At 72.5% G+C, this 24,793-nt stretch carries 22 protein-coding genes; 5 read left to right on the top strand and 17 right to left on the bottom strand.

Annotated features, from left to right (window positions below; translation table 11 throughout):
- Positions 1-38: 38 nt before the first annotated feature.
- Both ACSYGO_RS41470 and ACSYGO_RS41465 read left to right on the top strand, forming a co-directional pair.
- Positions 39-1,631: an FAD-binding oxidoreductase gene (locus ACSYGO_RS41470; RefSeq protein ID WP_460389906.1), complete on the top strand. Its 1,593-nt coding sequence runs from the start codon at positions 39-41 to the stop codon at positions 1,629-1,631.
- Positions 1,632-1,714: 83 nt separating this feature from the next.
- Entirely contained in the window at positions 1,715-2,596 is an 882-nt protein-coding gene (locus ACSYGO_RS41465) for a diacylglycerol kinase family protein (protein WP_460389905.1), read from the top strand.
- Between the two features lie 27 nt (positions 2,597-2,623).
- Here the strand turns inward: ACSYGO_RS41465 and ACSYGO_RS41460 are convergent, their stop codons facing one another.
- The 7 genes from ACSYGO_RS41460 to ACSYGO_RS41430 form a co-directional block, all read right to left on the bottom strand.
- Complete coding sequence (locus ACSYGO_RS41460; protein WP_432175374.1) at positions 2,624-3,577, bottom strand: L,D-transpeptidase; 954 nt, start codon at positions 3,575-3,577, stop codon at positions 2,624-2,626.
- A 251-nt stretch (positions 3,578-3,828) separates the two neighbouring features.
- A complete protein-coding gene (locus tag ACSYGO_RS41455) occupies positions 3,829-5,088 on the bottom strand; it encodes an MFS transporter (protein ID WP_460389904.1) in 1,260 nt (419 codons plus the stop codon).
- A complete protein-coding gene (locus ACSYGO_RS41450) occupies positions 5,085-5,684 on the bottom strand; it encodes an ArsR/SmtB family transcription factor (RefSeq protein WP_460389903.1) in 600 nt (199 codons plus the stop codon). The genes ACSYGO_RS41455 and ACSYGO_RS41450 overlap by 4 nt, the downstream gene beginning before the upstream one ends.
- Positions 5,685-5,903: 219 nt before the next feature.
- Positions 5,904-6,833: an RNA polymerase sigma-70 factor gene (locus ACSYGO_RS41445; protein ID WP_426676302.1), complete on the bottom strand. Its 930-nt coding sequence runs from the start codon at positions 6,831-6,833 to the stop codon at positions 5,904-5,906.
- Positions 6,830-7,768, bottom strand: coding sequence for an NAD-dependent epimerase/dehydratase family protein (locus ACSYGO_RS41440; protein ID WP_426676891.1), 939 nt, complete (start codon positions 7,766-7,768; stop codon positions 6,830-6,832). Before ACSYGO_RS41440 ends, ACSYGO_RS41445 begins: the two co-directional genes overlap by 4 nt.
- Before the next feature lie 142 nt (positions 7,769-7,910).
- Positions 7,911-8,591 carry an alpha/beta fold hydrolase gene (locus tag ACSYGO_RS41435; protein WP_460389902.1) on the bottom strand — a complete coding sequence of 227 codons (681 nt, stop codon included), beginning with the start codon at positions 8,589-8,591 and terminating at the stop codon, positions 7,911-7,913.
- 93 nt (positions 8,592-8,684) lie between these two features.
- The gene (locus ACSYGO_RS41430) at positions 8,685-9,575 is read right to left on the bottom strand and encodes a DMT family transporter (RefSeq protein WP_460390420.1); all 891 of its coding nucleotides are present in this window, start codon (positions 9,573-9,575) and stop codon (positions 8,685-8,687) included.
- A gap of 71 nt (positions 9,576-9,646) precedes the next feature.
- Here ACSYGO_RS41430 and ACSYGO_RS41425 point away from each other — a divergent pair, with 71 nt between their 5' ends.
- Complete coding sequence (locus ACSYGO_RS41425; protein ID WP_460389901.1) at positions 9,647-10,255, top strand: TetR/AcrR family transcriptional regulator; 609 nt, start codon at positions 9,647-9,649, stop codon at positions 10,253-10,255.
- A gap of 189 nt (positions 10,256-10,444) precedes the next feature.
- Here the strand turns inward: ACSYGO_RS41425 and ACSYGO_RS41420 are convergent, their stop codons facing one another.
- Entirely contained in the window at positions 10,445-10,906 is a 462-nt protein-coding gene (locus ACSYGO_RS41420; protein ID WP_426676306.1) for an Lrp/AsnC family transcriptional regulator, read from the bottom strand.
- A gap of 76 nt (positions 10,907-10,982) precedes the next feature.
- Between ACSYGO_RS41420 and ACSYGO_RS41415 the strand changes: the two genes are divergently transcribed.
- Entirely contained in the window at positions 10,983-11,912 is a 930-nt protein-coding gene (locus ACSYGO_RS41415; RefSeq protein WP_426676307.1) for an SMP-30/gluconolactonase/LRE family protein, read from the top strand.
- Positions 11,913-12,003: 91 nt separating this feature from the next.
- Here the strand turns inward: ACSYGO_RS41415 and ACSYGO_RS41410 are convergent, their stop codons facing one another.
- The 8 genes from ACSYGO_RS41410 to ACSYGO_RS41375 all read right to left on the bottom strand — a co-directional run bounded on the left by ACSYGO_RS41410 (position 12,004) and on the right by ACSYGO_RS41375 (position 22,091).
- On the bottom strand, positions 12,004-12,966 hold the full coding sequence (locus ACSYGO_RS41410; protein WP_426676308.1) for a hypothetical protein: 963 nt from the start codon (positions 12,964-12,966) through the stop codon (positions 12,004-12,006).
- Position 12,967: 1 nt separating this feature from the next.
- Positions 12,968-13,576, bottom strand: coding sequence for a TetR family transcriptional regulator (locus tag ACSYGO_RS41405; RefSeq protein ID WP_460389900.1), 609 nt, complete (start codon positions 13,574-13,576; stop codon positions 12,968-12,970).
- A 158-nt stretch (positions 13,577-13,734) separates the two neighbouring features.
- Positions 13,735-14,595: a glycoside hydrolase family 16 protein gene (locus ACSYGO_RS41400; RefSeq protein WP_460389899.1), complete on the bottom strand. Its 861-nt coding sequence runs from the start codon at positions 14,593-14,595 to the stop codon at positions 13,735-13,737.
- Entirely contained in the window at positions 14,483-15,100 is a 618-nt protein-coding gene (locus tag ACSYGO_RS41395; RefSeq protein ID WP_460389898.1) for an amidohydrolase family protein, read from the bottom strand. The genes ACSYGO_RS41400 and ACSYGO_RS41395 overlap by 113 nt, the downstream gene beginning before the upstream one ends.
- A gap of 122 nt (positions 15,101-15,222) precedes the next feature.
- Positions 15,223-16,632 (bottom strand): type III PLP-dependent enzyme domain-containing protein, encoded by a 1,410-nt coding sequence (locus ACSYGO_RS41390; protein ID WP_460389897.1) that lies wholly within the window; start codon positions 16,630-16,632, stop codon positions 15,223-15,225.
- 337 nt (positions 16,633-16,969) lie between these two features.
- Positions 16,970-18,661: a PucR family transcriptional regulator gene (locus ACSYGO_RS41385; RefSeq protein WP_460389896.1), complete on the bottom strand. Its 1,692-nt coding sequence runs from the start codon at positions 18,659-18,661 to the stop codon at positions 16,970-16,972.
- Between the two features lie 70 nt (positions 18,662-18,731).
- Positions 18,732-21,101 (bottom strand): glycoside hydrolase family 65 protein, encoded by a 2,370-nt coding sequence (locus ACSYGO_RS41380; protein WP_426676313.1) that lies wholly within the window; start codon positions 21,099-21,101, stop codon positions 18,732-18,734.
- 114 nt (positions 21,102-21,215) lie between these two features.
- A complete protein-coding gene (locus ACSYGO_RS41375) occupies positions 21,216-22,091 on the bottom strand; it encodes a universal stress protein (protein ID WP_460390419.1) in 876 nt (291 codons plus the stop codon).
- Between the two features lie 555 nt (positions 22,092-22,646).
- Here ACSYGO_RS41375 and ACSYGO_RS41370 point away from each other — a divergent pair.
- Positions 22,647-23,324 (top strand): CBS domain-containing protein, encoded by a 678-nt coding sequence (locus ACSYGO_RS41370; RefSeq protein WP_426676314.1) that lies wholly within the window; start codon positions 22,647-22,649, stop codon positions 23,322-23,324.
- A 303-nt stretch (positions 23,325-23,627) separates the two neighbouring features.
- On the opposite strand, the gene ACSYGO_RS41365 is transcribed toward ACSYGO_RS41370, so the two are convergent.
- Complete coding sequence (locus ACSYGO_RS41365; RefSeq protein WP_432190205.1) at positions 23,628-24,302, bottom strand: helix-turn-helix domain-containing protein; 675 nt, start codon at positions 24,300-24,302, stop codon at positions 23,628-23,630.
- Positions 24,303-24,793 lie beyond the last annotated feature (491 nt).

The raw sequence follows: 24,793 nt of genomic DNA, 5'->3' as shown, positions 1-24,793 counted from the left end.
ACGGCACGTCGCGAACCGACCGATGAGGACAACCGTTCATGGACATGCTGTGGAGTGGCTGGGGCGACCCGGCCAAGGCAGCCCCGCTGCCCGACTCGGTGACCGGACTGCTGCGGGACCTGCTCGGCGTCAAGCCGCGGGACACCGACGCACGCGCTCTCGACGAGATCTCCGTCCCGGAGTCCTCGCTGGACCCCGCCACGTCGAAGGCGCTGGCCGACGCCGTCGGCGGCGGGGCCCACGTGCGCACCGACGCGGAGAGCCGGATCAGGCACACCCGCGGCAAGTCCACGCCCGATCTGCTGCGGATCCGCGCCGGTGACGTCGAGGACGCCCCCGCCGCCGTGGTCCTGCCCGCCTCCCACGACGACGTGCTCGCCGTCCTGCGGGTGTGCGCCGAACACGGTCTCGCGCTCGTCCCGTTCGGCGGCGGCACCTCCGTCGTCGGCGGCCTGGCCCCCGAGCGGCGCTCCTTCGTAGCGCTCGACCTGCGCCGTATGAACGGCCTGCTCGACATCGACCCTGTCTCGCGCACCGCGACGCTGCAACCGGGTCTGCGCGCTCCCGACGCGGAGGCTCTCCTCGCCGAGTACGGTTTCACGCTCGGGCACTTCCCCCAGTCCTACGAGTGGGCGACCATCGGCGGATTCGCCGCGGCCCGCTCCAGCGGACAGGCCTCCGCCGGATACGGCCGCTTCGACGAGATGGTCCTCGGCCTGACCCTCGCCACTCCTGAGGGCACGCTCGAAGTCGGGCGCGCGCCGCGCTCGGCGGCCGGACCCGACCTCCGGCAGCTGATCCTCGGCTCGGAGGGCGCCTTCGGGGTGATCACCGCCGTCACGGTCCGGGTCCGCCCGGTGCCGCACACCCGCGTCTACGAAGGCTGGCGCTTCGCCTCCTTCGAAGAGGGCGCCACCGCCCTGCGCCGCCTCGCACAGGACGGTCCGCGCCCCACGGTGCTGCGGCTGTCCGACGAGACGGAGACCCTCATCGGACTCGCCCAGCCCGACGCCATCGGTGCGGCCGAGGTCCCGTCGAGCGCCGGCTGCGTGGCGATCGCCGGGTACGAGGGGACCGAGGAGGACACGACGTACCGCCGTGCACGCGCCGCCGAGGTCCTGCGCGCCGCCGGAGGCACCTTCCTGGGCGCCGAACCGGGCGAACGCTGGGCCCACGGCCGCTATTCGGCGCCGTACCTCCGGGACTCCCTGCTCGACGCCGGCGCCTTCGCCGAGACGCTGGAGACCGCGACGTTCTGGTCCCGGATCCCGGAGCTGTACGCGGCCGTCCGCACCGCGCTGACCGAGACCCTCACCGCCGCGGGGACCCCTCCCCTGGTCATGTGCCACATCTCGCACGTCTACGAGAACGGCGCCTCCCTGTACTTCACCGTGGTCTCCGCGCAAGGCGACGACGCCGTGGCCCACTGGGAGCCGGCCAAGCGGGCCGCGAACGAGGCCGTGCTGAACGCGGGCGGCACGATCACCCACCACCACGGCGTGGGCACCGACCACCGCGACTGGTACGTCCGCGAGGCCGGTCCGCTCGGTGTCGAGGCCCTGCGTGCCGTCAAACGGCGGCTCGACCCCGACGGCCTCCTCAGCCCCGGGATCCTGTTGCCCGTCGACTGACCGGGTCCCGGTCCCAGCGCCGTTCGCTCACCGAAGCTCCGCCCCCCGCTCCGATCCACCCGTCACCGTCCGGAGGCACACCGATGCGACAGTTCACCGCCGTCGTCAATCCCACAGCGGGCGGCTCCACCGGGGCGGCGGCGCTGCTCCAGGTCGCCCGACTGCTGCGGGAGGCCGGAGCGGGGCTGGAGACCGAGTACAGCCGCAGCCTGGCGCACGCCCAGGAACTCGCGCGCCGCGCCGGGGAACAGGGACGGGTGGTCCTCGCCGTGGGCGGCGACGGGATGGCGGGCGGCATCGGCGGCGCCCTCAGCGGCACGGGCACCGTCCTGGGCCTGGTGCCCGCGGGCCGCGGCAACGACTTCGCCCGCGCGCTCCAACTGCCCACCGACGCCGCGGACCTGGCGCGCGTCCTGCTCGAGAACGCACCACGTCAGGTCGACACGATCGAGGTGGAGTCGGCCGTGCACCCGCGCACCGTGGTCCTCGGCAGCGTGTACGCGGGCGTCGACGCGCTCGCCAACCGGCACGCCAACCAGGCACGCGTACTGCGCGGGGCCGCCTCCTACTACGCGGGCGGTCTGCGCGCGGTCACGAGCTGGCGTCCGGCGTCCTACCGGGTCACCGTCGACGGACAGGAACACCTGCACCGCGGCTACACCGTCGTGGCCGCCAACTCCGCCTACTACGGCTCCGGGCGCATCATCGCCCCGGCCGCCCGGGTGGACGACGGCCTGCTGGACGTCGTCATGATCCGGGAGGCGCCGCGCCGGCTGTTCTTCGCCCTGATGAACGAGCTCAAGACCGGCAGCCACATCGACCGGCCCGAGGTGGAGATCCTGCGGGGCCGGGAGATCCGCATCGAGGCCGACCGGCCGGTGCCCTACGGGGCCGACGGCGAGGTCGAGGCCGTCCTCCCCGTCACGGCGCGGGTGCGGCCCGGCGATCTGGCCGTACTGGCCTGACCGCCACGCCGTCGATGGTCCGTCGGCTCAGCCCGCCTGGACGGGGCCTGCCGCACTCCCCGCCAGCCACTGCTCCCAGCTCAGGTTGAACGAGGCGTAGCCGTTGTCGGCCGGGGCCTTGGCGCGCGGTGAGCCGGTGACCGTGATCGGGTCGCCCTGCTTGACCTGGCCGTAGAACCACTTGGCGTCGGACATGGACAGGTGGACGCAGCCGTGCGATCCCCGGGCGCTGCCGCTGCCCGGGTTGGGGTCGCCGGTGGAGTAGTGGACGTACGTGCCCGACTGGGTGAGGTGGACGTCCCAGGGAAGGGTCAGGTCGTAGTAGTCGGGGCTGCCCTTGGTGCAGCTGATGCCGACGCTGCAGGAGGTCATGTGGACCTTCTTCTGCTTGTCGATCACCGCCATCGTGCCGTTCCACGTGGGGTATTGGGTGCTGCCCGCGTTGATCGACAGCGTGCGCACGGGCTTGCCGTTCTTCGTGACCTTCATGGTGTGGCCGGTGGCGGAGACGTCCGCCCGGACGTCGTCACCGACGGTGAAGTCGTGCACGTAGGAGTGCGTGCCGTAGCGGCCGTTGCCGTTGGTGACGCCCTTCAGGTCTGCGTCGATCCGCACCTTGGTGCCCGAGGCCCAGTACGACTTGGGCCGCCAGTCGGCGCGCCGGTCACCGAACCAGTGCCACGCACCCGTCATCGGCTGGGAGGAGGTCACCTTCATGTGCTTCTCGATGTCGGCCCGCGCCTTCTGGGCCACCGGGTTGGTGAAGATCACCGAGATCGGCATCGCGACGCCGACCGTGCTGCCGGTCTGCGGTGTGATCGTCTCCAGCAGCATCGGCGGCCCGGCGGGCTTCGACGGGGACGGACTCGCGGTGGCGGTGGGCTTCCCCGACGCGCCCTTGCCGCCACCGGAACCGGCCTTCGGCTCGCCCCCGCCACAGGCGCTGGTGCCCGCCAGCACTCCGGCCATGACGAGTGCCATCGCTATACCGCTACGTCGCTTCACGCTTACCCCGGCTCGTGATCGTACCGACCTCAACGTTCTGTTGGACAGTGAGCGCTTGCCCGCGGTTGCGGCTCCGAATGCAAAGCACGATTCAAGAATCGGCATGAGGGGGAACAGGCGCCGGGGCCGCGCCCCCCGGACAAGACCCTTCGCGCACCGACGGCGCCTCCGCACCGCCGCCGTCCCGGCCGGCCTCGGACCGGTCCGACGGCGCGAGCGGCGAGGGCCTACGCCCGCGCCGCCGCGGCGTTCACTCGCCGTGCGTCCATCCCTCGCCACACCGGGCACAGGCCCGACACGAGCATGGTGACGAGGTACGAAAGGCCCACCGTCGCCAGCACGGGCACCAGGCCCACCGCGGTCGCCCCCGCACCGGCGAGCAGCCCGCCCAGCGGCACCCCGGCGAAGGCCAGCGAGCTGCCGACGCCCTGTGCGCGCCCGAGGAGTTCAGGGGGGATGCGCTCGAAGAGGACCGCTCCCAGCACCGGGTTGAGGAATCCGGCGCCGAAGCCCCCCACCGCGAACACCGTGAGCACGGCCCAGACCGGGGCGTCCACGGCGAGGATCAGGAACTTCGGCGCCCCGCCGAGCAGGAAGCCCGCGAAGAAGACCCGCCGCCGCGGCAACCGGTGCGCGACGGTAGCCGCGACCAGACTTCCGCCGACCGCGGTGGCGCTGCCGACCCCGATCAGCAGGCCCAGCATGCCGGCGCCGCTGCCCGAGTCCCTGGCCCAGACCGGCAGCAGTACGCCCAAGGCGGCGTCCAGGAAGTTGGTGACGGCCAGCATCAGCATGACGGCCGGCAGCAGCCGGTCGCTCCGCAGCAGCGTGAACGCCTCGCCGAGGCTGCGCAGATAACCGGGGCGCCGCCGGCCCGCCGGTGCCGGTCCCCCGAGCTCCCCGGGCAGGGCGAGGGCGACCAGTGCCGAACCGGCCAGGAAAGCCGCCGCGTTGGCCAGCAGACCGGCCATGGGCCCGAAGATCAGCACCAGTGCGCCGCCGGCCGCCGGGCCGAGCGTGCCGGACAGCCGTTCCATCACCCCGATCCAGCCCGTGCCGCGCTCCAGGACCACTCCGGTGAGCTCGGCGGCCTGCGGGACCATGACCTCCTTCGCCAGGTCGCCCGGGCCGCGGGCGGCTCCCACCACGGCCACCAGGACCAGCAGCGGTGCGTAGGACAGCAGGCTCAGCGCGTGCAGCAGGGGGACGAGGACCACGGCCGAGGCACTGGCCAGGTCCGCCGTCCACGAGATCCGGCGCGGGCCGAGCCGGTCGATCCACGGTCCGCTCAGCGCCTTCGACGCCACGTACGGTGCCGTCTCGCAGAACGTGACCACGCCGGTCTGCGCGGCACTGCCCGTGGTGACGAGGACGAACCAGGGCAGGGCGACGGCGGCCACCCTCGTGCCGGTGAGGGACACGGCGACCGCGGCGACCAGTCCGCCGAGCGGGGAAGGGCGCCGGCGCAGTGGGCGCGGAAGCCTCACGGCTTCGGCTCCCGCACGGGCAGCACATAGGCCATCACCACGACCGGCTCCGCACCGTCCGGGGCCTGCGCGTTGTCAGGGGCCCGCCCGCCGTGCCGCCGCTGATAGCGCTCCACGACCTCCGCCAGCTCCTTGCGCAGCCGCTGCGCCTCGGACGCCGTCAACGCCAGCCCCCAGTCACTGATGTTGAGGTTCGCCTGCCATTCCGCCGGCAGCGTCGGCAGGGTGGACAGGGCCTGCTGGACGCGCAGTTGGTGCGAGTTCACCACGGACTGGAGGTAGGCCAGGGTGGCCTCGGGCTCCTGCCGGGCCAGCTCCAGGTCGTCGAAGACCGTCCGGTCGTACACCGAACGCCACCAGCGTTCCCGGGCGTTGCCCCGTTCCGTGTCCTCCGCCACCAGTCCGGCCTCGGCCAGCCGGCGCAGGTGGTAGCTGGCGGAGCCGGAGTTGATCCCCATCTCCCCCGCTATCCGGGTGGCGGTGGACGTCCCGTCCCTGCGGAGCAGGGCGAGTATCTGCACCCGGCCGGGATGCGCCAGCGCTCGCAGACTCCTGGCATCCAAGGTGATGTGGTCGGGGGTTCGGTCCTGGGTCATGAGGCCACGTTAGATTGCGAAGAACTGTTTGCGAAGAGTTCTTCGCGAAGAAGTCGCTGCGAACGCCCCCGGCAGATGGGCGAGTTGACGCCCGAGGTGGCGTCCGGCGAGCCCTGTCTCCGGTGAGGCAGGGCCGGTCCGTGAAGGTCGGGCGCCTGCCCCCGTGCAGCAGGGCCCGACCCGCTCAAGGCCCGGGGCGGCCCCGTGGGCAGGCGCCGGTCACGTTCGATCCGTGGGCAGGCGGGCCTCCTTCGCCTCTCGGACGATCGCCCAGGCGTCCGCGACCGGACCCACGTGCCCGAGCTTGTCCGGGTTGATGACGGACCGGATGGTCTGGATCCGGCCGTCGAGCACGTCGAGCGCCAGGGTGTTGAGGACATTGCCGTCCCGGTCGCGGAAGACCGCGCCCGGCTGACCGTTCACCTCGTGGTCCTCGACCGAACCGCCGATCCGGATGAACGGCCCGGCGATCGCGGCGAGCATCTGGGACACCTTCCCGGCGCCGGCGATGGCCCGGCCCCATTGGGGTGCCTTGCCGCCGCTGTCGCCGATCATCCGGACGTCGGCGGCGAGGAGTTCGCGCAGCCCGTCGACGTCCCCCTCCCTGAAGGCCTCGAAGAAGCGCCCGGCGAGTTCCTCGCGCTCCTTGCGGTCCGCCTCGAACCGGGGACGGCCCGCGTCCATGTGGCGGCGCGCCCGCACGCCGAGCTGGCGGCACGCCGCCTCCGAGCGGCCCACGGCCGACGCGATCTCGGGGTAGCCGAACCCGAACACCTCGCGCAGGACGAACACGGCGCGCTCCAGCGGGGTCAGCCGTTCGAGCAGCAACAGGGCGGCCATCGACAGGGAGTCGGCCAGTTCCGCGGAACGCTCCGGGTCCTCGTAGGGGTCGGCCAGCAGTGGCTCCGGGAACCACGGCCCGACGTACTCCTCGCGCCTGCGGCGGGCCGAGCGCAGCACGTCGATCGAGAGCCGGGTGATGACCGCCGAGAGGTAGGCCCTGGTCGACACGGGCCGCGCCGAGGAGCCCTCGTAGCGCAGCCAGGTCTCCTGGACCGCGTCCTCGGCCTCGCTGACGCTGCCGAGTATCCGGTAGGCGATCGAGAACAGCAGCGGCCGCAGCTCTTCGAACTCCTCGGTCCGCGTCATACGAGCGCCTCCTCGAAGCCCTGACGCCACGACGGGTGGCGCAGCTCCCAGCCGAGTTCGCGTTTGGCCTTGGCGTTGGAGAACCCGCGGCCCTCGGTCATCATCGCCACGGCCACGTCGCCGGCCAGCAGCCGGGCCAGCCACTTGGGGACCCGCATCGGGGGCTTGGCGCCCGCGCACCGCGCGAGGTGGGGCAACCATTCGGCGGCCGGTGCCGGTTCGTCGTCGACGATGTTGAACACGCCCTTCGCCCGCAGTTCCACGGCCAGGACGGTGGCGCGCGCCGCGTCGTCGAGGTGCACCCATGAGCTGTGCCCGGCGCCCCCTCCGACGAGCGGGAACTGCCGCTTGCGGACCAGCTCGACCTGGTCGTCGATGGCGCCCGGCCCGTAGAACCCGCCGTAACGCAGCACCGCACCGCCGGCCCCGACGACCGCCTCCTCCACGTGTGCGACCGCCGCGAGTCCCGGCTGCGCGACCGTCCCCTCGTGCAGATCCAGCGGATCCTCCTCGGTCTTCACCCAGCCGCCCTCGCGGATGCCGTTCCAGTTGGCGTAGCTCTGCGCGACGAAGCCGGACACGCCGGCCGCCTCGGCGGCGGCCAGCAGGTGGTCCGTCCCCTCGGTGCGCAGCCGGCTGGTGGTGGCGAACCACCGGTCCATGTGCTTGAGGTCGGGCTTCCCGGCATGCGCCACAGAGATGGCGGTCATCTGGTGCACGATCGTCTCCGGCCGCGCCTTGGCCACGGCCTCACCGACCGACAGCGCGTCGAGCCCGTCCATCACGACCCCGTCGGCGCCGAGCCGCTCCAGCACCTCCAATTTCGCCGCGCTCGTCGTCGTGGCCGTCACCTGATGGCCGCCGGCCACGAGTTGCGCCACCAGCCGCCGGCCCAGGACCCCGGTCCCGCCCGCCACGAACACCCTCACACCCATCACCTTCCCGATCACGGATACCGCCGTCACCTCCCTGGACGAGACAGGCCCGGGCGTCTGTGACATGGGTGGGAGGTGATCCGCCTGCCCGAGCGCGACAGGAGCGAAGCGGCTCGGAGTCGGTCCCGGACGGAAAGGACGGTCATGCAGAGGCGAGCAGGAGCCGCGTCAGCGCGTCCGGCGCGGTCACCATCGCGTCGTGCCCGCTCGCCAGCTCGGCGATCTCCCAGCCGAACTCGGCGGCGAGATCGCGGAACGGCATCCTCGACGGCGTACAGACGATGGCGCGGCAGGGCACCGCGTCGACATGGCCGGTGAGTTGCGCGGCCTCGGTGAACGTGAGCCGAGGGTGCGGCGTCAGCAGGGACTTCAGCCGGGCCACCTGGTCGGGAGCCGTGACTCCCACGGACTCCGGGGGCGGTACGGCCAGGACGTCCCCCTCGGCCAGCGAGGCCACCCAGGCACGGAACCTCTCGGACGCGCGGTCGAGCAGCGACTCCCCGTGGCTGCCGGCCCAGGCGTCGAGCATGATCAGCTCTTCCACACGGTCCGGCACGCGGTCGGCCGCCTGCCGGACGACGAAGCCCGCGTAGCTGTGTCCGACCAGCTTCACGTCCCTCAGGTCCTCACCTTCGAGCACGCTCCGAACGTCCTCCGCGTGCGTGGCGAGACCCGTGTCGGGGCTCCGCAGGTGTGCGCGCTCCCCGAGACCGGTCAGGGTCGGTGTGTGCACCGTGTGTCCGGCCGAGCGGAGAAGGTCCGCGACGTCATGCCAGCACCAGCCGCCGTGCCAGGCTCCGTGGACCAGGACGTAGGTGGCCATCGCGTTCTCTCCGTTCGTGCGGGGGCGGGGCACGGCGATCATTCTCGTGAAGGGCCGGCCGCGCTCGTGACGGGGGGGGCGGCACCGAGCGGCTCAGGACGGGCCCGGGGACGTCGCGGCGGCGGACCCGCGACGGACGACGAGGACCGCCGCGAAGCCGACGGCAAGGCCGACAGCGGTCTGCGGACCGAACGGTTCGCCGAACATGAGCGCGCCCCACAGCGCCGTGACCGGAGCCATCAGGAACATGAGCGTGTTCACCTGGGTCACGCCTGCCCGCTCCAGGGCCAGCCAGTACAGCCCGTAGCCGCCGAAGGTGGCCAGCACCACGAGCCAGAGGGTGGCGATCCAGAACGACGGCGCGGCAGGCGGCGACGCCGCACCGACGCCCACGGCGAACGCGGTGAAGACGACGGCGCTGGTGGTGCAGTGGATCGTCATCGACACGAGCGGAGGGACCTGTGCGCACGAACGGCGTTCGAGGAAGGTCGCCGCGACGAGCGAGGCCATTCCGAGGAAGGGCACGGCGTAGGCCCACCAGACCACGCCGCTGGTCGCCATGGCGTCCGCGCTGGTGACGACTCCGACGCCGGCCACGCCGAGGCACAGCCCGAGCCATTGCCTGCGGGAGGCGTACTGCCGCAGCAGCGGGCCGGCGAGGGCCCCCACCACAAGGGGCTGCGTCCCGTCGATGAGGGCCACGGTGCCGCTGGAGACCCCCAGCTGGATCGCGTAGTACACGGTGAGCAGATAGCCGCTCTGCGAGAGGGCCCCGACGGCGATCTGACGTGCCGCGTCCCGTGGGGTGAGACCTCGCCAGGCCGATCCGTAGCGGGTGGCCGTGACACCGACGAGGAGCACCGCCAGCGGAAGGAACCGCCACATCAGGACGGTCACCCCGTCGGCGCTCTCCGCCCCGAGCTTGGCCCCGATGAAGCCGGAACTCCAGCACAGCACGAACGCCACCGAGAGCGGGAAGTTCACTCGCATCCTCCAGCTATACCGATCGGTATACCTCTTACCCAGCACTATACAGAGCGGTATACTTCAGTGTCATGGGCCAAGCAGCGAAGCCTCAGCACGTCACCATGACGCCCGCCGCCCGGCGGGCGCTGGAGGCCGCCTCCCGGCTGTTCTACGAGCACGGGATCCACGCCGTGGGCGTGGATCTGATCGCCGGCGAGGCGGGCGTGACGAAGAAGACGCTCTACGACCGGTTCGGCTCGAAGGAGCGGATCGTCGTGGAGTACCTCACGGACCGCGACGCGCGCTGGCGGGCCCGGCTCGCGGAGCACCTCGACCGTCACCCGGATCCCGCGGAGCGCTGCCTGGCGGTCTTCGACGCCTCCCGGACATGGATGCGGGAGAACGGCGCCAAGGGCTGCAGCATGATCAACGCACACGCGGAGATCAGCGACCCGGCGCATCCCGCGTACGCCGTCATCAAGGAGCAGAAGGCCTGGATGCTGGCCCTTTTCACCGGCCTCGCGCGGGAGATCGCGCCCCGTGGTGCCGCGTCGCTCGGGCGCACCCTGATGCTGCTGCACGAAGGAGCCCTGGTCAGTCATGGCCTGGGCGTCTTCCCGGACCCGCTCAAGGCCGCCCGCGAGCAGGCACGCTCCCTCCTCGCGTCGCATGCCGCCGCGCGGAGACCCCCGCGGTGACGGCCGCCGGCTCCGGGGCGAGGGACGGTATCCCCCCGGGCCGGTGCCGGGGCCAGGCGCGCACCGCTCTCACCGGTGCCGGGGCCAGGCGTGCACCCCTCTCACCGATGCCGCGGCTACGGGCACACCCCTCCCCCGGACCCGCCCGCCGGAACACCGGATCCGTGCCGTTCCGACCGCGCGGCCGACTCAGGGCTCACCGCTCGGCGTTCCGCCCAGCGGCCTCTCGAAGAACGTCTCCAGGACGATCGTCGCCTGCGTGCCGCTCACCCCCTCGATCGCGTACAACCGCCGCAGCACGTCCTGCAGTTCCTCCGTGGTCGACGTGCGCACCTTGACCAGCACCGACGCGCTGCCCGCGATGACGTGCGCCTCCTGGATCTCGGGCAGCGCCGCGAACGCCGCAGCGGAATCCCCCATCCAGGACGTCGAGTCGACCATGACGAAGGCCAGTACGCCCCGGCCCACGGCGGCCGGATCGACGTCGATCGTGGTCCTGCGGATCACGCCGCGCTCGCGCAGCTTACGGACGCGCTCGTGCGCCGCGGCCGGCGACAGCCCCACCGCCTGGCCCAGCGCCGCGTAGGACTGAGTGGCGTCCGCCTGGAGCAGGCCGAGCAGCTCACGGTCGATGTCATCTACATGCTTCATAGGTGAGCCGTAATCCATCTGGTAGAGGTGGTGTCGCAACGATTCAGATTCGGTTCGAGCTTACAGGGGTGGAATCATGTCCGGTCAGCCTTCGAATTCTGTGTACGAGATTCTGGACGAGCGGTTCTTCACCGGACGCTGCGCCTTCGGCGACGACCGGCTGGAGACGCTGTACGACGGCTGCCGCTGGGCCGAAGGCCCGGTGTACCTCCCCGCCTGGCGGCAGTTGATCTGGAGCGACATCCCCAACGACCGCATGCTGCGCTGGGACGAACAGACGGGGACCATCGGCACGTTCCGCTCCCCCGCCGGCCACAGCAACGGCAACACCCTCGACCGCGAAGGCCGGTTGATCAGCTGCGAGCAGGGCAATCGTCGCGTCACCCGCACCGAGCACGACGGCACCGTCACCGTGCTGGCCGACCGGTTCGAGGGCAAGCGGCTGAACAGCCCCAACGACGCCGTGGTGCACTCCGACGGAACCATCTGGTTCTCCGACCCCGACTTCGGGATCACCTCCGACTACGAAGGACACCGGGCGGAGAGCGAGATCGGCGCCTGCCACGTCTACCGCGTCGCCCCTTCCGACGGCCGCGTCGCCCTGGCCGCCGACGGCTTCGGCGGACCCAACGGCCTGGTCCTCTCCCTCGACGAGCAGCAGCTCTACGTCTCCGACACCCGCGCCGGCCACATCCGGGTCTTCGACGTACGGGACGACGGCTCCCTCTCGGACGGCAAGGTCTTCGCCGAAGCCACCGACGGCGACAGCCGGTTCGACAACATCCGCTTCGACAACCAGGGCCGCCTGTGGGCCGCCGCCATGAACGGCGGAGTGCACTGCTACGACCCCGACGGCACCCTGATCGGCCGCCTGCGCGTCCCCGAGGCCGTCTCCAACATCGCCTTCGGCGGAAGCAAGAACAACCGGATGTTCATCACCGCCACGACGTCCTTGTACTCCCTGGTGATGTCGGTGACAGGCGCACCCCGCATACGCCGCCGCTGACGCCACGACACCGGGCACGGCACGACTCGTCCGCATCTCCTGGACAGCCACGCCACCGGCCTGCTCCTGCCGTCCCGGGCGGCGCTCCCGGTCAGTTCGACGCGGAGCGCTCGTGCGGGAGTTGGTGCCGGGCGGCCATGGCGTGGAAGACCTTCTTCGGTTCCCAGTGGGTGTCGTCGAGCATGCGGACGACGCCGTAGGAGGCGATGTCGCGGTCGCGGGGCTTGTCGTAGTTGGCGAACGAGAACCACAGCGCGGTGTCCACGCCCTCGTCCTCGAAGACGTCGAGCAGTTCGGTGAGGTAGCGCACCTGCTCGTCCTCGTCGGGGACCGCTCCCCGCGGCGGCTGCCAGGCCATGCCGCCGAGGTCACCCGCACCGAGGTAGGCGCAGGTGCCGTACTCGGTGACGGCGAGCGGCTTGCCGTGCGCGAGGGACTCGCGCAGGTGGGCGCGGAAGGTGTCGGCGTTCTCGGCGGACCGGTAGGCGTCGATGCCCACCAGGTCGAACGGTTCCCAGTCGACGGGCTCCCAGGGGCCCGAGGCGTACGTGATCCTGCCGCCGAAGTGCGCGCGGACGGTCGCCGCGGCTCGGGCGAGGAAGGCGTTGAGTCGTTCGGGGACCGCGTCGAGGGAGAGCCACCACTGCATGTCGGCGGTGGCCATGGCGTGCAGGCGGTCGAGATGGGTGTCGCCCGGAAGGAAGCCGTGGGCGAAGGCGCTGAGTTCGCAGCCGGCGACGAACACGACCCGTGCGCCGCCCTGGCGCAGCGCCTCGGCGCGTCGCGCGCAGTCGGCGAGGAACGCCAGGACGTCCTCGGGGGAAAGGTCCACGGGGAACGGCGAGAACCACACTTCGAGCCCGGCGTCCGCCGCGTGCCGGGCGGCGACGCCCAGCCGCTCGCCGTCCCGCCCGGAGACGCGCACGGCGTCGCAGTGCAGTTCACCCGCGATCACCGCCATCTCGCGGCGGACCGCCTCGGAGTCGAAGCTCTTCCGGGTGAGCCGGTCTCCCGGGAACGTCCCGGTGTCGTAGTTGATGCCGCGTGCGCGCACGTCAGGGGCCTTTCACAGGGTCGAGTCCGTGTTCCAGCAGGTCGAAGGCCAGCTCGACGTCCTCGGCCAGAGCACGGCCGGTGGCCTCGGGGGACGCTCCGCCCAGCAGCCGACGGAAGTACGCCTCCTGGAGGGTGAGCAGGGACGCCGCGATCTGGGCCGCTATGAGTGCCGCCGCCGTGTCGCCGTACTCGTCGGCCAGGACCTGCGTCAGTGCCTGGCGCTGTCGGTACAGCAGTCCGTTCGCCGCGTTCTGCAGTGCAGGGCTCTCCTGGACGACGCGCACGCGGGCGATCAGCGCTTCCATGTCCGATTCCGGAATCCGTCCGGCGGCGAGCGCGCGGTGATGGGCGCGCAGTGCCTCCAGGAACGTCTGACCGGCCGGTCGGCCGGCGACGATCCCGGCCAGGTCGTCGCCGCCCACGCCCTGAAGGGCGAGCGATTCCTTCGTCGGGAAGTACGCGAAGAGGGTCGCCTTGGCCACTTCCGCGGCCTCGGCGATCTCGTTGACCGTCACGGCGTCGAATCCGCGCTCGATGAACAGCCGCATCGCCACCGCGGCGATGCGTTGCCTGGTCTGTTCCTTCTTGCGCTCACGAAGCCCTGTCACACGACCACAATAACCATACCCGGTTCAAAAACAAACTCGGTATGGATTCCCACGAGGCGTCGCGGTGGGCCTCTCACCTGTGGGACAGCGGGCGAGGAAGCGTCACGGCGCCCCCGCCCCGGCCGGTCGGCGGGGCGCCCCGGCCGACGCAGCACCGGTCACTTCCATCCGTACGCGTACGCCGCGACCCAGGTGACGTCGAGCTCCGCGCTGCTGCCGGGGGCCGCGCCCGGCCCTTCGAGCGCGCTCTCGTTCTGGAGCACCCAGGACAGCGGGCGGTCCGGCACGTTCCTGGTGTCGTGTCCGGTCTGCCGGCCGTCGACGAAGAAGCGCACGTGTCCGGGGGTCCACTCCGTCGACACGGTGTGCCACTCGGTCCAGTCGTCGCCGCTGGGGTAGTAGCCCTGCTCGCCCCCGCCGCACGGATGGTGGAAGGCGGTGATGGTGCCGGTCCACTCGCCTTCGGGATGGTCCATCTCGCAGCCGCCGCCGTAGTGCAGCCAGGCCGACTTGTACCCCAGCGCAAGTCTCGTCACCTTGATGCGCGCGCTGTACTTGCCGTACGCCATCTGCATGACGGCCCGTGGCACGACGGCCGCAGCGTGCACCGGGCCACCGTCCTCGGGGCGCCACATCCTGATGCGCATCCTCCCGTCACCGTTCTCCGCGCGGCCGACGCTCACGGTGTCCTCGGGGTGGTAGACACCGACGACGTCGCGACCCCGGTCGTTGGCGGTGTCGCGCCAACCGGTCGGGTACGCCCACCAGTTGTCCCGGTAGGTCCCGCTCAGCCCGCCGCAGTACGCGGCGGAGGTGTCGACGTGGTGGTCGCAGTCGCTGAACCCGCCGAGCGGCACCTCGTCGCCGTTGAAGTCCTCCGCGAGGACCTGCCAGAACGGCCCGCAGTCACCGCGGGGCAGTTCGGTGCCCGTGGTGCGACAGGCGTCGGCCGACCGGGGCGCACCGTCGGCCCTGGGCACGAGGAGAAGCGCGGCCAGCAGCAGGAGGCCGAACGACACGAACAGGATGCGCGGGCGACGGTTCGGTGCGGCGTGTGAACCCATCGGAGGACTCCCGGAGCCGTGTGGGACGGTACGAGCCACGCGACTGAGCATCCTCCCCGCGCGGCACGACCGACGCCACCCCCGGAACGGACCCGGCTTCCCCCGGACTTGAGGGGCCGCCCCTCAGACGGTGACCGGCACGCGGCGCAGAGGGCGACAGTCCGCAGTTGCCGGTCACGAGGGTGGTGACGCCCTGACGGAGACAGGCCTCCGCGCCGGGCATGGCCCGGACCGAGAAGTCCGCGTGGGAGTGCAGGTCGATGAAGCCGGGGGTGACGGCCGGCCCGGTCGCGTCCAGCACGGTGGTGGCCGTCGCAGCCTGGTCGGACGCGCCGACGTGGACGATGCCGCCGTCCCGTACGGCGACGTCCGCGCGGCGGGGCGCGGCGCCGGTTCCGTCGAACGCGGTGCCGCCGGAGACGAGGACGTCGTACGGTCCGGCCTGGTCGGGCCTGGGCATGGGTGCTCACTTCCTGGGCCGCGGTCGGTGTTCGGGGCGGGCTGGAAGTTTCCGTGGGCCGACCTGTTCGGCGCCTGGCGTCGAGGTCGGCGGGAAGGGGCGTGCGGGGCGTGGCGTCGAGGTCAGCGAGAAGGGGCGTCCGGGGCGAGGTCGAGCAGGCGGTCGGCGTGGCGCGCCCCGCTCTCCGCCGCGATCTCGTCGAGCGTCTGCGCGTCGCGTACGGGGGCGAACCGCACGTCCGTTCCGTCGACCACGTAGCCGTGCACGGCGGGTCGGGGCAGGCTGTTGTAGGCCCAGGGGGTGGAGAAGTAGTACGCGCCCGTGTCGTACAGGACGACGAGGTCGTCCGCGTCCAGGGCGGGCAGTTCGCGGTTCTCCGCCACGACGTCCCCGGCGAAGCAGCAGGGCCCCGCGACGTCCTGGGCCACGGGCTCTCCCGTCTTGGGCCGCCCCTGCGCGTCGAAGGCGCCGACCCGCAGCGGCCAGGAGCCGGGCATCAGGACGGTCCGGGTCGCGGTCTGCGCGCCCGCATGGGTCACGGCGATACGGCGGCCCCCCGACTGCTTGGCGTACTCGACGCGGGCGGCGATGAACCCGTTCTTGGCCAGCAGCGACCGGCCGAACTCGGTGACCAGCGCGTACTGTCCCCCGAACAGGCCGGGCACCGCGGACCGCAGGGTGCGCGTGTAGTCGTCGAACGTCGGACGCACCTCGTCGTCGGCGAAGTTGACCGGCAGGCCGCCGCCGATGTCCAGGCTGGTGATCTGCCGGCGGCCCAGCGTCGCGTTGATCTCCTCCGCCAGGCGGTACGTCTCGCCGATCCCCTCGGCGATCAGTTCCAGCGGGCAGCCCTGGGAGCCGACGTGCGCGTGCAGCCGGGTCAGCCAGGGATGCCGGGCGAAGGCCCGGACCACGCTGTCGCGTCCTCCCGCGTCGCGCAGGGCCACCCCGAACTTGGAGGTGGCCGTCGCGGTGCTCATCGCGCCGATCGCGCCGCCGCCGACCTGGGGGTTGACGCGCAGGCCGACGACGGACGCGCAGCCGGCGGGCCGCAGCGCGTCGACGCGGTCGAGTTCGTCGAGGTTGTCGGCATTGAGGGCGACGCCCAGCGAGAGCGCCTCGGCGATCTCCTCGCGGGTCTTGGCGGGCGAGTCGAGGACGATGCGGTCCGGTGCGAACCCGGCGCCCCGGGCCAGCCGCAGCTCTCCGGGGCCGGCCACTTCGCACCCCATGCCCTGGTCCGCGAGCAGCCGCAGAACCGGTACGAGGGACGAGGCCTTGGCGGCGAAGGTGTGCAGCACCTCGGGCACGGCGTCGAAGGCGCCGTGCAGGGCGGCCACCGACGCGCGGATGCCGTCCGTGTCGAGGAAGCCGGCGACGGGCTGGGCCGCGCCGACGAGCCCTCGGTCGACCGCGTGGCGCAGGACGGTGCCGACGCGCCCGGCTGAGCGCGGGACGGCGGCGGTGGGCTGCGCGGACGGATGGTCAGGACGGACGTCGCTGTTCAGGGTCACGGAGGGGGCCTTCGTCACGGTGGAGGGGGTGACTGAAGCGTGGTCCCCGGGGCCCGTCGCGGTCTTCGTGGTCCCGTACAAAGGATCGCGGATCGTTTGTCCGCCGCTCCGAAAACGGCGGCGCGGCCCGTCACCGCTTCCAGGACCTGTCGTCACCGGCGTCGCGGGGCAGGCGCGAATTGTCAGCGGGCCCCAAGGGCTGTCCCGTAATCCCTGGTGGATCAGTGCGCGGCGTCGGATGCGGTGCATCGCAAGGCGGCGGAACATCCTCATACCGGGCGTATGCGGGTGATCCGACGAGCGGCGAGGTGCCGTAGCCGTCGTCGTGCGCCCGCCAGGGATTACCGGACTGCCCTCAGGCCTCCGTGCTCCCCTCGGTCTCGGCGAGGCGCAGCGCGAGCGTGACGACGAGCCGTGTGTCGGGGTCGTCGAGGTCGATGCCGAAACGCTCGCGGACCCGGCGCAGCCGGTAGCGCAGGGTGTTGGGGTGCAGGACGAGGTGATGGGCCGCTCGGGACATGTCGCCGGCCGCGTCGAGATAGGCGCGCAGCGAGCGCACCAGTTCGCCTCCGGCGGCGAGATCCGCCGTCACCATGTCGTGGACGGGGCCTCCGTGCCGTTCCCACAGGGGGCGTATCGCGTCGAGGACCCGCAGGACGGCCACCGTGTGCCCGACGTCGCCCGGCCCCGCGTGCCGTACCGGTGAGCGCGGCCCGTCTCCCCCGTCCGGGGCCGCGGCACGGCCGGCCAGGACGGCGCGGGCCTCGCGTTCGCGCAGGGCCCGGACGATCAGGAGGGCTTCCTCGTAGGACTCGGCGGCGCCCGACGGCGCGTCCGCCGGTGTCCCGGCGCCGACCCAGACCGCGGGGGCGTCGGGCATGGCGGCCGCGAGTGAGTCGAGTTCGCGGGCGAGGCCCGGCGCGTCGCGCGCGTCGCCGTCCGGGAGCGGCAGCAGGACGGTCAGGCGGTGGTTCTCGCGCCAGACGCGTGCCGTGGCGCGGTGGGCGACGGCCTGCAACGCGAGGGCCTGGAGGCTGCGTTCCGCGGCGGGGCCGGCCGCGCGGTCCCGTTCGGCGACCACGACCGCACAGGGCACGTCGGGCGCGAGTTCCAGCGACCACACGTGGGAGCGGCGGTCACCCTCGCCGAGCAGCAGGCCGCGCAGGGCGTGTTCCTGGCGCCGCCGGCCGGCGCTGCCCCGCAGCCGGTGCTGGAGCAGGTACGGCACCACGACCTCCGCGGCGCGGCGCAGCACGTCCGCCGCGTCCGGCGACAGCCGTCCCCCGTCGGCCGCCGCCCACATCGAGCCGAGGACCTCACCGCCGCTGCGGATGGCGACGGCCAGCCGTTCGGGGTCGGTGCCGTCGGCCGGGCGGTGGATGACGTCGCGGGAGGTCCACAGGGCACGCAGCAGTCCGCTGCGGCGCAGTTCGGCGACCCGCCAGTCGGGGACCCTGCCGCCCAGGATCGTCGACTGCCGCAGTCCGTCCGCGTCGGCGCTGGTCGCCGAGTGCGCGACGACCCTGAACCGGGTGTCCTCCACCGTGATCGAGGCACGGCAGTAACGGGCGACGACCGAGGCGAGTACGGCGAGGCCGCCACCCGCGGCGGCCTGGGCCAGGCGGTCCTCGCTGCCCACCGCACCGAACGCCAGCGCGGACCGGACCAGTTCGAGGGCGTCGCCCCAGTCGGCCCACTCGGCCCGGGTGAGCAGCGCGACCCCGGTCTCCCGCGCGGCGGTGAGGACCGTGGCAGGCAGGGTGTCCGCGCCCCCGCTGCGCAGGACGACCGCGACGGCGCCCCGCCGGGCGGCCTCCCGTACGGCGTCCGGGACGGAGCCGGTGCCCGGCCGCAGGCCTGTCGCGAGCACGATGTGGCCGTCGTACGGGCGCGGCGCGTCCTCCTCGCCGATGACGACGCCGTGCACGGCGGTGTCCTGGCCGGACGGTGCGAGGACGAGGTGGAGGATGCCGTCCTCGTCGTGGGCGAGGACCTGCCTCAGGGTGGCGTCCGGCGGCGTACCGCCGCCCGGTGCTGCTCCGGTCATGGCCGGCGGGTGCGGCGGCTGGCCCCTGCGTGCATGGGCCAAGGATACGAGCAGGTGCGGTGGGGGGGGATCAGTCCGGCAGTACGAGGTGACAGCTCTCGCCCGGCTCGACGGAGACCGCGCGGTCCGGGAGCCGGATGTCGATGGGCGAACGGTCGGACGACGGGACCGCGATCTCGAGCCGCCCGCTCTCCAGGCGCAGCCGCACACCCCAGTGCCCGTGGTAGCGCAGGGAGATCCCGTAGGAGGACAGTTCCGGCATCGGCACCGGGTCGAGCCAGAGCGCGCCGGCGCGGGTCTCCAGTCCGGTCAGCCCGCGCTGGATCAGGTCGAGGGTGCCCGCCATGGCGCCCAGGTGGATTCCCTCTCCCGTGGTGCCGCCCTGGACGTCGGCGATGTCTCCGCGCAGGGCCTCCTGACAGAACCACCACGCCTCCGCGCGCCGGGCGCGGGCCAGGACCCAGCCGTGCACCAGACCGCTGAGAGTGGATCCGTGGCTGGTGCGGCGCAGGTAGTACTCGACCGTGCGCAGCCAGGTCGCCTCGTCCAGGTGGTGGCCCAACCGGCTGAAGAGAGACCGGAGTTCGGCGGGCGAGAAGAGGTAGCCGAGCATCAGCACGTCGGCCTGTTTGGACGCCTGGTAGCGGTTGACGGTGTCGCCCTCCGCCTCCAGGATCCGGTCCAGCCGCCGGATGTCGTCGTACTTCTCGCGGTAGCGCTCCCAGTCGAGTTCGGCGAGATCGCCGTAGCCCTCGAACTGGCTGATGACGTCGTTGTGGAAGGGCACGTGCAGCGTGCGCGACACCTCCTCCCACTGCTCCAGCTCGGCACCGTCCAGCCCGGTGCGCTCGGTGAGTTCACGGCGGCGCGGTTCGGGCAGCGCGCGCAGCAGTTCGAGGGTCTTGGCCAGTACCCAGGCGGCGGTGACATTGGTGTAGGCGTTGTCGTCGAGGCCCGGCCGCTCGGCGTCCGGATAGGCGTCGTGGTACTCGTCGGGGCCCATCACGCCCTTGATGCGGTACCGGCCCAAGTGGTCGTCGTAGGTGGCCGAGTCGGTCCAGAAGCGGGCGATCTGCAGCAGCATCTCGGCGCCCTTGGTGTGCAGGAACTCGGCGTCCCCGCTGGCCTCGTGGTACTGCAGCACGTTGTAGGCCACCGCCGAGCCGACGTGCCACTGGAGTCGTGAGTTGTCCGGCAGCCAGCGGCCCGAGTGCGGGTTCAGATGCAGTTGCTGTGTCTCCTCGCGCCCGTCGCTGCCGCTCTGCCACGGGTACAGGGCGCCGCGCCTGCCGAGGGCACGGGCGGCGGCACAGGCCCGGTCGAGCCGCCGGTGGCGGTAGCGCAGCAGGGCTCTGGAGACCTCGGGGAAGTGGAGGTTGAGATAGGGCAGGACGAACAGCTCGTCCCAGAAGACGTGGCCGCGGTACGCCTCGCCGTGCAGACCCCTGGCGGGCACCCCGACGTCCAGGTCGGCCGTGTGCGGGGAGAGGGTCTGCAGCACGTGGAAGAGATGCAGGCGCAGAATGCTGCCCGCCTCTCCGGGGACGTCGAGTTCGGCTCGGCGCCACATCTGGTTCCAGGCGATCCGGTGCGGCTCCAGCAGGTCGTCGAACCCGGGGGCGTCACGGACCCGGTCGACGGCGGCGTCCCACGGGTCGCTGATCGCGGGATCACGTGAGGTGTGCACGGCGACGGTCTTGTCGACTCCGACGGTGCGGCCCGGTGTCAGGTACAGACGCACCCGCTGGACCGCGCGCGGGAAGTCGTGGTGCTGCGACACCGGAACGTCCGCGGTGAGCCGGGACGCCATGCCGATCCTGATGTCCGAGGTCCGGGTCCGGCAGCGCAGCCAGACCGTGTCGGGACCGGCGGTGTCGGTGTGTACGTGCGTCAGGTGGCGGCCGTCGAGGTCCGCGTAGCGCGGCACTCCTGCGTTGGTGACGCCCCCGTCGAGCGCGGCCTCGACCTCCAGTTCCCCGGCGAACTCCTCGGCCGTGAACTCGGTTCGCAGGGCGACCAGATGCGGGTCGGCCATGTGCACGAGACGCTGCTGCCGCACGTACAGGACACGGCCGTCGCCGAGGCCGTAGCGGGTGCGGCGTTCCAGCAGGCCGGTGGAGAGGCGCAGGATCAGACGGTGGTCCAGCACCGGTGCGGTCTCCGGTGTCAGCCAGTGCTGTCCGGGCAGCCGGAAGCGGAGCGGCAGCCAGTTCGGGAGGTTGACGATGTCCTCGTTCTCGACCTGGCGGCCCGCGACGTCGGAGGTGAGCCGGTTGTAGCAGCCGGCGGCATAGGTGCCCGGGTAGTGCACGCCGTCCGCGGCGCACTCGGGCAGTGCGCCGCGGGTCGCGAGGTAGCCGTTGCCCAGCGTGCAGAGCGATTCCCTGAGACTCTCCTCGGCGGGGTCGAACCCTTCGTACTCCCACGTCCAGCCGGTCATCGCGGCGCTGCCCCGTGGGACGCGACGGCCGTGGCACGGCGCGGCGCGGAACCGATCACGTCGTGGGACCGGACGACCATGGCTGCTCCCCTCGTGGACCGACCCTTCAAACGATCACACCAGCTGGGGCACGATCGCCACCGGGCAGTACGCGTGGTGGAGCAGGGTGTGGCTCACCCGGCCGAGCTGGAGACCGAAGTGGCCCGCCCTCCGGCGGGCGCCGACGATCACCAGATCGGCGGCGGCCGAACGCCGCACGAGGATCCGGCGGGCCGGCCCTTCGGCGGTCACGCCGCGCACCCGTACGCCGGGGTGGTCGGCCGCGGCGTCGTGCAGCACGGCGTGGAGCAGGGCCGCGGCCCGCTCCTCGTAGAGGCGCCCGGGAGCGTCGTCCGGCTCGGGCGCTCCGATGACGTCGTGCGCGGGGCGGCGCCAGGCCCGCACGACGTCGAGGACGCACCCACGGGTCTCGGCCTCGTGGAAGGCGAACCGCACGGCCTCGCCGCTGGTGACGGGATCCCCGGCACCGAGCAGGATCCGCTCGTGGCCGCCGGCCAGACCGGCGCTGTCCCCGCGGACCACGATCACCGGGCAGTGGGCACGGGCCGCCACGGCCAGCCCGACCGAACCGAGCAGCAGTCCTGGCAGCCCGCCGCGGCCACGCGATCCCGTGACCAGCGCGGAGGCGTTGTTGCCCTCGCGCAGGAGGGTCTCCACCGCGTCCTCGGGGATCACGTCGGTGAACACCTTCACGTCCGGGTCGCGTCGCGTGGCGCGCTCCGCCGCGGAGGCCACGATGTGCTCGGTCGGCACGCGCTCGGAAGGGCGGTCCAGGCCGCTCGACGGAAGGGCTCCCTCGTAGCGCTCCCAGAGCGAGGCGTTCACCAGTCGCAGCGCCAGTCCGTGACGGGCGGCTTCGTCCACCGCCCAGTCGACCGCCTGGAGACTCGAGTCCGAACCGTCGACGCCCACGACCAGGGGAAGCGTCATCATCGTCCCCACCGCCTTTCGTCGGACTGCCCGGCCGGCAGTACGGGGCTTCCATCCCACCGTGCCAGCCACGGCCGTCCGGTACGAGGGGCACGTCGGCTCTTGTCGGGGACGTTCGGCCCTGGCGGGGAGCCCTGATGCCGTCCGGCCCTGGTGGCCCGGCCGATCCCGTGGTGTCCTGTAGGTGACGGGGAGGACCCGACCGAGACGCGGGGAAGCGGCCGACAGCCGTGCACCGCGCAATCAGGATCCGCGAGAAGCGGATGGCGTCCTTCCCGTCCTGTCATGACGTCGCCCTCCCGGCGGCGCCCTCCCGAGGCACGGCCGCGCGGAGCCCCACCGGGGCCGAACGCCCCCGTGCCAGGTCCGAGCGGCCCGTGGCGGGCGGCTCCGTCGGCGCCCACGCTGGAATCGAGGACTCCACGGCAAGGACGGCCGCGGGACCGCCGCACCGGACCGGAACAGGTTCGCTCCTGGTCGGCACACCGGGCGCGCGGGACCGAAGAGTCGTCGGCCCTGCTGTCGACCGCACTTCGACCTTCCGAGGAGGAGATCATGCACGGCAGCCCGCACATCGTGAGCGACGTGATGACACCCACCGTCGTCGCGGTCGGCCGCGACGCGCCGTTCAAGGACATCGTCACGCTGATGGAGCAGTGGAAGGTCAGCGCCCTGCCCGTGCTGGAGGGCGAGGGGCGGGTGATCGGGGTCGTCTCCGAGGCCGACCTGCTGCCCAAGGAGGAGTTCCGGGACAGCGACCCGGAGCGGTTCACCCGGCGACGCCGGCCGGCGGACCTGGCCAAGGCGAGCGGGCTCACGGCCTGGGAGCTGATGAGCACCCCGGCCGTGACCGTGCACGCCGACGCGGCGTTGGCGGAGGCCGCGCGCATCATGGCGCAGCGCAAGATCAAGCGGCTTCCCGTCGTCAACGACGTCGGGCTCCTCGAAGGGATCGTCAGCCGCGCGGACCTGCTCAAGGTGTTCCTGCGCGAGGACGAGGACCTCGCCGAGGAAGTGCGCCACGAGGTCGTCGACCGGCTGTTCCCGCTGTCCGCCGACCACATACAGGTGGAGGCCTCCGACGGAGTGGTCACCCTCGCCGGCTGGGTGGAGAGCACCGGGCTGGTGCCCGTGGCGGAACGCCTGGCCCGCGCCGTGGAGGGTGTCGTCGACGTCCGCTGCCACCTCGCCCAGGCGTCCGCGCGGACCGAGGAGTGGTCCGAGCGGCGGTGACGGGCCCCGCGGCCCCGGGGGGGGCGGCGTCGGGCCCGGTCTGGCGCCGCCGTACACGTACGGACGCCGCCGTATGCGTACGGACGGAGCGACACCGCGGGGGAACGGTGCCGCTCCTGACTCCACTGTCCTCCCGTCCGGGCCGCCGCGCATGTGCCGATGGTCCCGTGCCCCGGGCCGGTCGGCTTCGGGCACGGACGTTCGGCTTCGGTTCCGGACGTCCGGCTCGGTTCAGCACGTACGGTCGTGCGCCGCGCGGCCCGCGTGGCGCACGACCCCGACGCGTACGACGGGCGCTCTCGGTCAGACCGTGATGCGCCGGCCGGTCACGGTGTGGACGTCGATGCGCACCCACAGCTCACGCCGGCCGCCGGCCCACGGCTCGCTGCGTGCCAGGTCGGTGAGCCGACGCGCCTCCTCCTCGTCCGTCACGGCCTGCCCGTGCCCGCGCACGAGAACGCTCCAGCCCTCGCTGAACGCGTCGTCGATGCGGTCGACCTCGAAGGCCACCTCGGAGCCCGCGGCCAGGGCCGGCGTGGAGCCGGGCGAGGTGCGGAAGACGATCGCGCCGTCGACGACGCCGTAGTTGACGGGCACGACGGCGGGGCCCGTGGCGGTGAGGACCGCCACCCTTCCGACGCCGTGGTTCGACAGCAGGGTCCGGCACTCGGAGGGGCTCAGTTCGGTGAGGTCGGGGCTCCGTCCGGCCTGTCCCGGGCCGGGCGGCCGGTCACTGTCGCCTCCGGTGAGGTGGGACATCGTGGTGTGCAGTGCTTCGGCGAGCCGGAGCAGGGTGCCCGTGCCGGGTGCGGCTCCCGGCTTCTCCTCCAGGTAGCGCAGATAGTTGGGCGCGACGCCGGCTCGGGCGGCCGCCTCCTCGCATGTCAGGCCCAGTTCCGCCCGGCGTGCGACCAGCCGTCGGCCGAGATCGCCGAGCGGTGGCGCCTCCACCGTGTTCGTCCGTACCTGTCCGGTCATGACTCGCCACGTCCTCTCGTCATGCCTCGCGCCCTTGGGCCGGCGTCGTCGGCGACCGGCGCCGACCGGCGCGCCTTGCGGAACCGGGATCGCCCCGCGGTTCCAGCCTGTCCGAGAAAGGAGGGAGACCGCTTGGGCCGTCCGGCCCACATCGACGGCCCAAGGGGCCGTCGCAACGGACCGACGGCAGGCCTGCCGCGCAGCCGTCCGCCGCCGTTGTCCGGCACGGCGCCGGCGCGAGGAGGGTTCCGTGAGCGAGGAGGATTCCGTGAACGAGGAGGGTTCCGTGAGTCACGACGTGGCTCGCGCGTCGCCCTGGCTCCGGGAGGGAGCCGCGGGAGCCGCCGACGAGGGCCACGTCGGTGCGGGCTGCGGGCGGCAGCGGACCGTGCCGCGCCGTGCCTGCCGGTCCCCCCGCCGGAGCCGACGCGTCAACCATCGCCGCCCACAGTCGAGTTGGACCGGTTCGAGCAATCGGCCGCGTCGACCGC

Source organism: Streptomyces krungchingensis (assembly GCF_054729265.1).
Note: the sequence above shows the minus strand (reverse complement) of the source record. Positions and strands in the feature narration are given on the sequence as shown.